Source organism: Bacillus cereus group sp. N8, from assembly GCF_016483685.1.
Classification (GTDB): domain Bacteria; phylum Bacillota; class Bacilli; order Bacillales; family Bacillaceae_G; genus Bacillus_A; species Bacillus_A proteolyticus.
In genome coordinates, this window is the sequence record NZ_JAEHBK010000009.1 from 67,330 (window position 1) to 79,408 (window position 12,079).

Sequence of the window (12,079 nt, forward strand, 5' to 3'; positions counted from 1 at the left end):
AAATGAGGGGAACTTTATGAACCAAAACCAATTTGACTGTCGTATTTCAGAAGAAGACGTACAGATGTTAAGAGCATTAGCTCATCCATTGCGTCTACGCTTAGTAATGGAACTAATGCAGCGTGGAACATGTAATGTAACACAATTACAAGAGGTATTAGAAATTCCACAATCAACTGTTTCACAGCATTTAACGAAATTAAAACAAAATAAAGTAGTACGCTTTGAGAGACGCGGGTTAGAAGTGTACTATCAAATTCATAATGATAAAGTAAGTGAAGTAGTAAAAACGTTATTTTCTTAATTTTTGAATATTATGGAAAGGAGACGTATGAAATATACGTCTTTTTTTATTTGAAAAGGATGTAATAATAGGAAGATTTGAGAGCGTATATATTAATGCGTGAGAAAGAAACAAACTATCGGTTGAAGTGCTAAATTGTTGGAATATATTCTGAAGGGATATGAAAAGATAGAAAGGAGTGTTGTAAGCTAAAGGAGGAATAATATAATGGATGTACAACGTGTGAAACAGATATTATCTTCTTCAAGTAGAATTGATGTTACATATGAGGGAGTCCCCGTATGGATTGAGAGCTGTGATGAGCAGAAGGGGAGTGCTCAAGTGTATGACGTATCCAATCCAGGAGAGAGCGTTCACGTGGATGTGACGGCTTTAGAAGAGATGTAATAGAAAAGACGCTTCTAATTGTAGAAGCGTCTTTTTTATTTGCTATTCCATCATATGTGCAATTTTCTTAGAGAACATAAGAAGTACTAATCCTAGCACGATTACGATAACACCGATGCTCGCGAATACTTCTAAATATCCTAAAGATTGAGTGAAAGCAGCTAATTGTCCTGCTAATAAGTTTGCACAGCCAGTACCAGCTAACCATACACCCATTAATAAAGATGCTAATTTAAGAGGAGCGATTGCACTTACCATAGATAATCCGATTGGTGATAAGAATAATTCACCGATTGTATGGAACATGTAAGTGAACACAATGAACAGTAAGTTTGCTTTCATTGTAATGTTACCTTCATCGCTACCAGTTTTTAAAACAGCTAAAGTTAGAACTAAATATCCAACTCCTAGTAAAATCATACCTAATGCCATTTTTGTTGGGATTTTTAAATCACCATTTTTTGTTTTTGAAAGTTTAATCCATAATGCAGAAACAGGTAATGCCAATAAGATAATGAACAATGGGTTTACAGATTGGAACCAAGGTGTTGGAATTGTAAATCCACCAATTGTACGATCTACGAATTTATCTGTATAAAGTGTTAAAGAACTACCAGCTTGTTCAAATCCTGCCCAGAAGAATACAACGAAACAAGTTAAAATTAAAATTGCAACTGTACGTTTTTTCTCTTGTGTTGTTAAAGGTTTTTTCTCAATTACTTTTGCATTGTTTTCTTTAGATTGTTTTCCGACAACAGTTGTTCCAATAGATCCTAAGTAACGAGGTGCTAATGTGTTAAATGCAATCTGACCAATGATCATACCGATACAAGCTGTTAAGAATCCGTATTTATAATCTGCGAAATAACCGCAAATGAATGGAGCGATAAAAGCTCCTAAGTTAATTCCCATGTAGAAGATAGTGAAGGCACTATCACGACGAGAATCATTTTCGCTATATAATTGACCTAATAAAGTCGAAATATTTGGTTTGAAGAATCCATTACCAATAACTAATAATCCTAACCCTAAGAATAGTCCAGTTTTAGTGTTCATTGAAAAGAGTACAAAGTTACCAAGTGCCATGATGATACCACCGATGGTAATGGCGTGTCGTTTCGTAATGAAATGGTCAGTTAGCCAACCACCAATAATCGGTGTGAAATATACGAACATTGTGAAAAGACCGTAAATTTGCACAGCAACTGCTTTATCAAATCCTAAACCGCCGCTTACTAAGCTCGTTGTTAAATAAAGAACTAATAAGCCACGCATTCCGTAATAACTAAATCTTTCCCATGCCTCTGTAAAGAACAACAAATATAATCCTGGTGGATGTTTTTTTGGTGATTGTTGTTCTCCAGCTTTGTCTAATTTTAAAGCTGCATCCATGTTTGTTTCCCCCTAATCCTGTATAACGGATATTTATGTAATTATTTTAATTCACAAAATATTTAGAAGTCAATAGAATTATATGGAAATAGAAAGAAAATTTCTGAAATAATTCATTTTTTCTTCAACCGTTATTGTATTTTTCCCTGAAAACGAGATAATAAGCGTTTTCAAATGTAGTAATTGAATTCTAAAAGAAAGTAAAATAGTGATTAATCAGAAAATTTAGATTAAAATATCTATTCTGATATAGAGAAAAAACACTGTATTTACTTTTATAATATAACATATTGGGAATAAAAATACAAAATGAAATAATGTGACACTTCAGTGAAATGAAAAAACCAGCTCCATAGAAAGGGAGCTGGTTAGGGAAATATTATTTAACAAAGCGTTTTTCGATATCATCTAGTAGTAGGTTAGCAGCCATTACACCGCCTGCTGTATTCCAAATAACATCGTCAACTTTGTATGCTTTTCCATTTTTTACTGCATTTAAGTTTTTAAATAGAGGATCGTTTATATATTCCTTTTCTAGTTCAGAGCCTTTTTTCTCGTTTCCTTTATCGAATGTGAAGTAGAATAATACATCACCATCCATTGCAGAAATACGCTCTTTAGATACGTTACGCTCTGCAAAATCATTTTTGTTTTGGTCTCCAGGACGTTTAAATCCAAGTTCTTTTAAAATAACACCAGAGAATGTATCACCATGATAAATACGAACGTCACCAGGCATAAAGCGTACCATAGAAATTTCTTGATTTACTTTATCGCCGAGTTTGCCTTTTAAATCTTTCATACGTGCTTCGTAATCAGCTAAGACCTTTTGACCTTCTTTTTCTTTATTTAATGCTTTCGCATAAAATTTGAAGTTATCTTTCCATTCACCGCGTAATGTTTCTGAGAAAACAGTAGGTGCGATTGCTTTTAGTTGCTCATACACTTTTTCGTGACGCATTTTATTACCGATAATTAAGTCTGGTTTTAAAGAAGCAATCGTTTCAACGTTAACTTGTCCTTCATCACCGACAACTTTTACATCTTTCATTTCATCCTTAATATGTGGATACCATGGATCTCCAGTCCAAGACTTTACAGCCCCAACTGGTTTTACACCTAACTCAAGTAAGGCTTCAGTTCCTTCATTTGTTAAAATAACTACACGTTTTGGGTTTGCTGGAACTTCTGTTTTACCCATTGCATGTTCAACCGTAATCATTTCTTTTTTATTATCTTCTTTTGTAGATTTTTCTTTGTTATTTGATTTTCCACAAGCACTTAAAATAAGTGAAAAAGCTAATAGAAATACAAATACTGTAAACGATTTCTTTTGCATGAAATTCATTATGTACCCCCTACATGTTGAGAATATTTTTCAATAGCAAGCATGATATTAATCCTTTATCTTTTGGTTGTCAATATATATTACTGAAATTAATTCTCATTATCGTTGACAATGCGAATTAAGTTGAAATACACTTACAACGTATCATTATACATTGAAGGGGAAACGCTGCATGTTATTAAAAACAAATCAAGCAAAATGGATTGGATTATTTGTTGGAATCATTGCAGTCGTTATTTGTATTTGGGGAAGTATTATTTTCGGATATACAAATACGAGTTGGAAATTAGCTTTAGATGCTTTTTTCCATTTTAATGGTTCAAATGAGCATATTATTATTCAAAATGTGCGTCTACCAAGGGCGTTAATTGCAGCTAGTGTTGGTGCTAGTTTAGCCATTGCGGGTTGTTTAATGCAAACTTTAACAAAGAATCCGCTTGCTTCACCAGATTTTATTGGATTAAATTCAGGCGCTGCGTTCTTTATAGTTGTAGCAATTGTACTCTTTTCCGTGACATCATTATCAGCTTTCACGTGGATTGCCTTTTTAGGAGCAGCAGTTGCAGCTGTACTTGTATTTGCTTCTAGTTCTTTAGGAAAAGAAGGGACAACGCCTCTTAAGTTAACATTAGCGGGGGTCGCAATTAGTGCGTTATTTTCATCATTAACTCAAGGATTACTTGTGTTAAATGAAAAGGCGCTTGAAGAAGTATTATTTTGGCTTGCCGGATCTGTGCAAGGAAGAAAGTTAGAGGTTTTACAATCTGTATTCCCGTATTTATTAATAGGCTGGATTGCATCTCTTATGATGGCAGGGAAAGTAAATACATTAATGATGGGGGAAGACGTTGCAAAAGGACTTGGACAACGAACAATTTTAATGAAATCATTCGTACTACTTATTATTGTACTACTGTCTGGTGGTTCAGTTGCGGTCGCTGGTCCAATTGGATTTATTGGTATTGTTACTCCGTATTTTGCCAGATTCCTTGTTGGAGTAGATCACAGGTGGAGAGTACCGTATAGCGGCTTGTTAGGTGCAATACTATTACTCTTAGCTGATATAGCAGCTAGATATGTCATTATGCCACAAGAAGTACCAGTAGGGGTTATGACAGCATTTATCGGGGCCCCATTCTTTATTTATATTGCACGTAAGAGAGGGCTTAGCAAATGAAGAAGTACATTCCGTTTCGTATAGGAAAAGGTGGGCTCTCGTTTTTAATGTATAAACGAGCTGTTCTAGTCTTACTTAGTTTACTAGTTGTTTTAATAGGATTATTTTTTGCGAGCGCAGGTATGGGAGATATGAAAATTGCTCCTTATGATGTATGGCAAGCAATTACCGGAAATGGTGATGCGATGTCAAATATGGTTGTAAATAAATTTCGTATGCCGCGTATTTTAATTGCAATCCTTGTGGGAATAGCACTTGCTGTAGCGGGGTGTATTTTACAAGGGCTCGTTCGAAATCCACTGGCTTCTCCTGATATCATCGGGATTACGGGTGGGGCAAGTGTTGCAGTTGTACTATTTTTAGCTATATTTAGTGATAAAAATAACGCGCTAACTGTAAGCATTCATTATATGCCGTTAGCAGCCTTTATTGGGGCAACGATTGTAGCGCTTTTTGTATATTTATTTGCATGGAGAAATGACGGGTTATCACCGATTAGTCTTGTTTTAATTGGTGTTGGATTTTGGGCATTAACGAAAGCGGCAACAACTTTATTTATGTTGTTAGCACCAATTTATCAAGCGAGCCAAGCGAATGTATGGATTACAGGTACTGTTTACGGTTCTTCATGGCAAAACGTTATGGTGCTTGCACCGTGGGTTCTCATTTTAACGGTAATATCATTTATAGCTGCTAGACATTTAAATGCGCAAGAGCTAGGGGATGATATTGCGGTAGGACTTGGTGTTCCGTTAACGAAGTCACGCGTATTCATGTTATTACTTAGTACAGCTTTAATTGGCGGTGCGGTTGCCTTTGCTGGAGGAATTGGATTTGTCGGTTTAATGGCACCTCATATTTCGCGGAGATTAGTTGGTTCTTTATACGGTGCATTACTCCCAGTTGCGGCTATTGTTGGTGCAATTTTAGTACTTGCTGCAGATTTAATTGGGCGTACAGTTTTCGCGCCACTCGAAATTCCAGCAGGGGTATTTACATCAGCAATTGGTGCACCTTATTTTATTTATTTACTTTATAAAAGTCGGAATTCATAAAGGGAGATGAATATGCAAAAAGCATTGGAGACAAAACGCTTGACGTTGTCTTATGGTGAAACAATCATTATTGATGAATTGAATTTAGAAATTCCAAAAGGAGAAATTACAATCTTTATCGGTTCTAACGGTTGTGGTAAATCAACTTTATTACGTTCACTAGCTAGATTATTAAAACCAGCGTCCGGTGATATTTTATTAGATAATCAAGCGATTCAAAGTATGCAAACGAAGCAAATCGCTCGTCAAATGGCAATTTTGCCGCAAGGACCGCAGGCACCTGAAGGACTTACAGTATTGCAACTTGTAAAGCAAGGACGTTATCCGTATCAAACGTGGCTGAAGCAATGGTCAGAAAAAGATGAGGAAATGGTACAAAAAGCACTTGCAGCAACAGGTATGACAGAATTTGCTGAGCGTGATGTGCATGCTCTTTCAGGTGGACAACGACAACGTGCTTGGATTGCAATGACCCTTGCACAAGATACAGATATTATTTTGCTTGATGAGCCGACTACATATTTAGATATGACGCACCAAATTGAAGTGTTAGATTTATTATTCGAATTAAATGAAACAGAGCAAAGAACGATTGTTATGGTATTGCACGATTTGAATCTGGCATGCCGTTATGCAGACAACATTGTAGCTATTCAAGATAAACAAATATATGCGCAAGGTAAACCAGAAGAAGTTATTGACCAGAAGTTAGTTCGGGATGTATTCCGTATGGAGTGTCAGATAAGCGCTGATCCGTTATTTGGGACACCGCTCTGTATCCCGCATGGAAGAGGAAGACGTGTACTTAAAGATGCTGTTCAGGCGATGAGGTAACGAAAAAAGACGATGAAGATTCATCGTCTTTTTTATTTTTGGCAAGAAAATAATAGAAAAAGGGGAATACGTAAACGGCGTTCATATTCTTCCGCGCTTTGAAAATAGGTTTGATTTGGTGTAGCTTCTTTTAAGTGTGTAATTGTAAATCCGGATTGTTGTAATAATGTGAAATACCCTTCTGTTGTACGATGATATTTAATAACCTCTTGATCAATCCATGGCTCAACACGTTTTCCTGTTTTGAAGTAATCATCAACGAGCCAGCTCGTTCGCTTGCTGCTTGTTTGCAAGCTTTCAAATGAAGATGTAATAACGGGATGTTGAACACTAAAGGTAAAAATGCCGTTCGGTTTTAAGGTTTGGTATACATTTTGAAAAATAGTATCAAGATGTTCAATATAGTGTAAGGCGAGTCTAGATGTTACTAAATCAAAAGTAGAAGGAGGGTAGGTATAGTCTTTGAGGTTTACAAAATGGACAGTACCATTTTTATTTTCTAGGTGCTTACTAGCTTTTTCATACATGCGCTTGGAGCCTTCAATCCCAGTGTAAAAGTGGCAACCATTTTCTAATAATTCTTCGCCAAACTTAGCATCACCACAACCTAAATCGAGAATTTGTTTTCCTTTTACATCGCCAATGAGCTGAAAGAATGCTGGCTTCTCAATCGATTCATTCGGGCTATTTTCGCGGTATCTTCGTTTCATATATTGCTCAAAAAACGCTTCGTTATTATATACATCAGATTCTGTAAATGCCATGTTTGAACCCCTCCTGAATATTTTTTTTATTCTATCAAATATGAAAAGTAAAAGATAGATTTCTTGTAATGAATCATATATAATCTAAAATTGTAAGCGGTTACTTTAAACTATTTTTCTATAATAAATTCTGAAAACATGTTAAGCTAGTAGAGGGATTATTGGAATTATTGAGATATTAATCCGCTTACATGAACGATGGGAGGCTTCACGATGTCTAGTAAAACACTTGCGAAATTTTTAGAAGAGAATTTAGAGGATTTAAAATCAAAGGGGCTTTATAACGTAATTGATCCGCTTGAGAGTTCAAATGGACCGATCATTACAATTGGCGGAAAAGAATATATTAACTTATCTTCAAACAACTATCTTGGATTAGCAACAGATAGCCGTTTGCAAGAAGCAGCAATTGGTGCCATTCATAAGTACGGCGTTGGAGCAGGAGCTGTTCGTACAATTAACGGTACTTTAGATTTGCATATAAAATTGGAAGAAACAATTGCAAAGTTTAAACATACAGAAGCAGCAATTGCTTATCAATCAGGATTTAACTGTAATATGGCAGCGATTTCAGCCGTTATGGATAAAAATGATGCGATTCTTTCAGATGAATTAAACCACGCATCTATTATTGATGGTAGTCGTTTATCAAGAGCGAAAATTATTGTTTACAAACATTCTGATATGGAAGATTTACGCCAAAAAGCAATCGCGGCGAAAGAGTCAGGTCTTTACAATAAATTAATGGTTATTACAGACGGTGTTTTCTCAATGGATGGAGATATTGCAAAATTACCAGAAATTGTTGAAATTGCAGAAGAGCTGGATTTAATGACATACGTAGACGATGCACATGGTTCAGGTGTACTTGGAAAAGGTGCAGGAACTGTGAAGCACTTCGGTCTGTCTGATAAAGTTGATTTCCAAATTGGTACATTATCAAAAGCAATTGGGGTAATTGGTGGATATGTAGCAGGGAAACAAAACTTAATTGATTGGTTAAAAGTTCGTTCACGTCCATTCTTATTCTCTACAGCTTTAACACCAGCTGATGCAGCAGCTTGCATGAGATCAATTGAAATCTTAATGGAAAGCACAGAATTACATGATCGCCTATGGGAAAATGGTCGCTATTTAAAACAAGGGTTAAAAGAACTTGGCTTTAACATCGGAGAAAGTGAAACGCCAATTACACCTTGTATCATTGGTGATGAAGTATTAACACAAGAATTTAGTAAACGTCTAAATGAAGTAGGCGTATATGCAAAATCTATCGTGTTCCCAACTGTAGCAAAAGGAACGGGTCGCGTTCGTAATATGCCTACAGCAGCTCATACGAAAGAAATGTTAGATGAAGCAATTCGTAAGTATGAAAAAGTAGGGAAAGAAATGGGTATCATTTAAGTAACGACATCTTTTGAATAGCTTGCAAATGAGGAGTGGGAAAAATGAAAAAAATTCTAGTAACCGGTTCTTTAGGGCAAATTGGTTCTGAACTAGTAATGAAACTTCGTGATGTATACGGTGCATCGAACGTTATTGCAACAGATATTCGTGAAACAGATAGTGAAGTAGTAACGTCTGGTCCATTTGAAACGTTAGATGTAACAGATGGGCAAAAACTACATGATATTGCAAAGCGTAATGAAGTAGATACAATTATTCATTTAGCAGCTTTACTTTCAGCAACAGCAGAAAAAAATCCGTTATTTGCTTGGAATTTAAATATGGGTGGACTTGTAAATGCATTAGAAGCAGCTCGTGAATTAAACTGTAAGTTTTTCACGCCAAGTTCTATCGGTGCATTCGGTCCATCAACGCCAAAAGATAATACGCCACAAGATACAATTCAGCGTCCTACTACGATGTATGGGGTAAACAAAGTAGCAGGGGAATTACTATGTGATTATTATCATCAAAAGTTTGGCGTTGATACGCGCGGTGTACGTTTCCCTGGTTTAATTTCTTACGTAGCTCCTCCAGGAGGCGGAACAACTGACTATGCAGTTGAAATTTATTATGAGGCGATTAAAAAAGGCACATACACCTCATACATTGCAGAAGGAACATACATGGATATGATGTATATGCCAGATGCTTTACAAGCGATCATTTCATTAATGGAAGCTGATCCAAGTAAACTTGTGCATAGAAATGCGTTCAACATTACAGCAATGAGCTTCGAGCCAGAGCAAATTGCAGCATCAATTCGTAAACACATTCCGAACTTTACAATGGATTACGCAGTAGATCCAGCTCGTCAAACAATCGCTGATAGCTGGCCAAACTCTATTGATGCAACAGCAGCAATGAAAGAGTGGGGCTTTAAAGCAGAATACGATTTAGACAAAATGACAACTGACATGCTGGCTAAGTTAAAAAAAAAGCTCACAGCTGAGTTAGTAATGAATTAATAGGAAGAGCCGATTCTTAGGAATTGGCTCTTCCTTCTTTTTAAGAGGGAGAAGAATAACATGCAAAGAGTTGACGTCGTATATGCACTAATACATGCCGAAGAAGCCGATAAAATATTAATGGTACATAATGTAGAACAAAACGTTTGGTCACTGCCGGGCGGGGCTGTTGAAAAGGGTGAAACGTTAGAGGAAGCTCTAGTAAGGGAAGTAAAAGAAGAGACAGGTTTAACTGCTATGGCAGGTGGACTTGTTGCGATCAATGAAAAATTCTTTGAAGAATCCGGGAATCATGCGCTACTTTTTACATTCCGAGCAAATGTAGTAACAGGTGAACTTGTTGCAGAAGATGAAGGAGAAATTTCTGCAATAGAGTGGGTGGATCGAACAATCGCAAATGAACGATTCCCATTCTACGATGGAGGATTCGAGGCATTACTAGAAGTAGCCATTCCATACAAGTTTCAACCAGAAACAAAGTAATTGAACGAAAAAAAGGAGCCAAAAGGCTCCTTTTTTCTATTCAATCGTCTTCAGTAATAGCTTTTTCAGTAGTGGTTTAATCTTCAATCTTAAATCTTCAGCGTGATTTGCAACTAAGAAGTGATGGTTATAAATGTTCTTCATTAATTGATAAGTTGCTTCTTTCGCTTCGCCTTCTTCGATGAAGATTCCGATTACTTCCATACCACTTTTACGAGCAAGTTTGACAGCTTCATGCGTATCTAAAATACCGTCTTGTTGATAGTCTAGCGCAGAAGGCTCACCGTCTGTAAAGACAAGTAAGAATTTATGCTTTTCTGGTCTTTTCGCAAGCTTTTCAGAAACGATACGAATAATATATCCGTCACGGTTATCTTCTTCTTCGCGAAGCTGCATAATTTCAGGACCTACGTTTGGTAAAGTTGAGTTTTTATACGTCACAACTTCATGGATAACGTTCGGCTTATCTTCAGGTTTAGCACTAGAAGCATCTTCCCAAAATCCGCTAATAGCGTGCGGGATTTTTAAAGATTTTAAAGCTTCATGGAATAGGACCACACTCTTTTTCGTTTCTTCCATTTTGTTATACATAGAACCAGAGCAGTCCACTAGTAGTTGGAATGCAACATCGAGCTCTTGTGATTCTTGCCCTTTTTTATAAAACATGCGTGGTTGCTTCTCAGTATAAATACGAAGGAATTTCTTACGAAGTCTTCCGTAATATTTATCACTATTTGCATTCGTTTTATTTTCAATTGTTTTTTCGATAATTTTCTTTAATTCTTTTACATCTTTATTAACGACTGACTTGATAGCTTGGTAATCTTTTTTCTCATCGGTATTTGTTTTGCGAGCTTCTTTAAAGGTATGAGAGGCACCTACATTATACTTACCGTATGCACCCTCGTTTTGGCTAGAAGCGTGTGAAGCTCTTGCTTCTTCTGTATCAGAGCCATCAAAGTTGGATTGTGTACTCTTTTGAGAAGTACCTTGTACAGAACCAAGTGCTTGATCGCCATCTTCTGATTCACGAGCAGTATCGCCCATCATGTTTGTTTTTGTTCCGCTTTCTAATTCAAAGCGTAAAAAGTTCTCGTTTTCGTTATTTTTATTTTCACGATGCCATGTGGAGAAACTTTCATCCATTTTGTTTTTATTTTCATCGTCATCTATGAGTTGCGTATCATCATTTGCTAAATCTTCAACGCGACAGTTCTTTTCGTCTGCAATGACAGATAAATAAAGCGGAGCATGTCCGAAATAATTATTAAGCATATCACTTTCAAGAAGTTCCTCTAAGCGATAGCGAATCTTCTCAACGATATACATAATATCTTCCGTATTACGAGATTGGAATATTTCATGCAAAATTGCTTCAATTTGCTCGAAATATTCATTATTAAACATTTCATATTTATCACTCGTTAATGAAAGATAGCATAGACAAAATAGACGATCACCGTGATAGTTACGAACACGATTTATTTCATTTTGTGAGCCAAAGTAATTGCGATACATTTCTTTTCGGCGTTTGAAAATATGTTTTGTGCCAGGTCGTAAATTTTTGACGATTTCCTCAACACGTAAATCTTCTAATAGAACAAATAATTGTGTTAAAAACTTTTTTAGAGGCGATTCTTGTAATTCAATCGCATAAGAACGAATTAAAGTCATGTCCGAGTAATGTTTATTACCAAGTGCTTTCAAAAACACTTCGCTTTTTAATCCGATTACTGTATCCTCTTCTTTTCGATCATCCCAAAAGTGACTAATGACAACCTTTTTTTCAATTTCGTCGTAGTATGCTTTATAGCCATACTCAAGATAGGCATCGTCTTCTTTTAGAAGAGCATACATTAAGTTTTCCATTTGTAGAAACAGCGACGCATCAATTTTTTTGTCACTAAAAATTTGTCTCATG

General features: G+C 36.2%; 12 protein-coding genes. 8 read left to right on the forward strand and 4 right to left on the reverse strand.

What is annotated here, in order from left to right; translation table 11 throughout:
* The first annotated feature begins 16 nt into the window (after nucleotides 1–16).
* Nucleotides 17–304, forward strand: a complete 288-nt coding sequence (locus tag JDS80_RS15295) for an ArsR/SmtB family transcription factor (protein WP_001075217.1) — start codon at nucleotides 17–19, stop codon at nucleotides 302–304.
* A 207-nt stretch (nucleotides 305–511) separates the two neighbouring features.
* A complete protein-coding gene (locus JDS80_RS15300; RefSeq protein ID WP_199639097.1) occupies nucleotides 512–691 on the forward strand; it encodes an acid-soluble spore protein H in 180 nt (59 codons plus the stop codon).
* Between the two features lie 42 nt (nucleotides 692–733).
* On the opposite strand, the gene JDS80_RS15305 is transcribed toward JDS80_RS15300, so the two are convergent.
* Nucleotides 734–2,083, reverse strand: a complete 1,350-nt coding sequence (locus tag JDS80_RS15305; RefSeq protein WP_199639099.1) for a peptide MFS transporter — start codon at nucleotides 2,081–2,083, stop codon at nucleotides 734–736.
* A 379-nt stretch (nucleotides 2,084–2,462) separates the two neighbouring features.
* The gene (locus JDS80_RS15310; protein ID WP_199639102.1) at nucleotides 2,463–3,431 is read right to left on the reverse strand and encodes an ABC transporter substrate-binding protein; all 969 of its coding nucleotides are present in this window, start codon (nucleotides 3,429–3,431) and stop codon (nucleotides 2,463–2,465) included.
* A gap of 172 nt (nucleotides 3,432–3,603) precedes the next feature.
* On the opposite strand from JDS80_RS15310, the gene JDS80_RS15315 reads away from it, so the two are divergent.
* The 3 genes from JDS80_RS15315 to JDS80_RS15325 are packed head-to-tail and all read left to right on the forward strand — an operon-like array spanning nucleotide 3,604 to nucleotide 6,497.
* The gene (locus JDS80_RS15315) at nucleotides 3,604–4,608 is read left to right on the forward strand and encodes a FecCD family ABC transporter permease (protein ID WP_199639104.1); all 1,005 of its coding nucleotides are present in this window, start codon (nucleotides 3,604–3,606) and stop codon (nucleotides 4,606–4,608) included.
* Complete coding sequence (locus JDS80_RS15320; RefSeq protein ID WP_071772172.1) at nucleotides 4,605–5,663, forward strand: FecCD family ABC transporter permease; 1,059 nt, start codon at nucleotides 4,605–4,607, stop codon at nucleotides 5,661–5,663. The genes JDS80_RS15315 and JDS80_RS15320 overlap by 4 nt, the downstream gene beginning before the upstream one ends.
* 12 nt (nucleotides 5,664–5,675) lie before the next feature.
* Nucleotides 5,676–6,497 (forward strand): ABC transporter ATP-binding protein, encoded by an 822-nt coding sequence (locus JDS80_RS15325; RefSeq protein ID WP_071772173.1) that lies wholly within the window; start codon nucleotides 5,676–5,678, stop codon nucleotides 6,495–6,497.
* 32 nt (nucleotides 6,498–6,529) lie between these two features.
* Here the strand turns inward: JDS80_RS15325 and JDS80_RS15330 are convergent, their stop codons facing one another.
* Nucleotides 6,530–7,261 (reverse strand): class I SAM-dependent methyltransferase, encoded by a 732-nt coding sequence (locus JDS80_RS15330; protein ID WP_071772174.1) that lies wholly within the window; start codon nucleotides 7,259–7,261, stop codon nucleotides 6,530–6,532.
* 213 nt (nucleotides 7,262–7,474) lie between these two features.
* Between JDS80_RS15330 and JDS80_RS15335 the strand changes: the two genes are divergently transcribed.
* The 3 genes from JDS80_RS15335 to JDS80_RS15345 are packed head-to-tail and all read left to right on the forward strand — an operon-like array spanning nucleotide 7,475 to nucleotide 10,158.
* Entirely contained in the window at nucleotides 7,475–8,665 is a 1,191-nt protein-coding gene (locus JDS80_RS15335) for a glycine C-acetyltransferase (RefSeq protein WP_071772175.1), read from the forward strand.
* 44 nt (nucleotides 8,666–8,709) lie between these two features.
* A complete protein-coding gene (locus JDS80_RS15340; protein ID WP_098888246.1) occupies nucleotides 8,710–9,675 on the forward strand; it encodes an L-threonine 3-dehydrogenase in 966 nt (321 codons plus the stop codon).
* A 60-nt stretch (nucleotides 9,676–9,735) separates the two neighbouring features.
* Nucleotides 9,736–10,158, forward strand: coding sequence for an NUDIX hydrolase (locus JDS80_RS15345; protein WP_199639106.1), 423 nt, complete (start codon nucleotides 9,736–9,738; stop codon nucleotides 10,156–10,158).
* Between the two features lie 36 nt (nucleotides 10,159–10,194).
* On the opposite strand, the gene JDS80_RS15350 is transcribed toward JDS80_RS15345, so the two are convergent.
* A complete protein-coding gene (locus tag JDS80_RS15350) occupies nucleotides 10,195–12,078 on the reverse strand; it encodes a vWA domain-containing protein (RefSeq protein ID WP_199639108.1) in 1,884 nt (627 codons plus the stop codon).
* Between the last annotated feature and the right edge of the window lies 1 nt (nucleotide 12,079).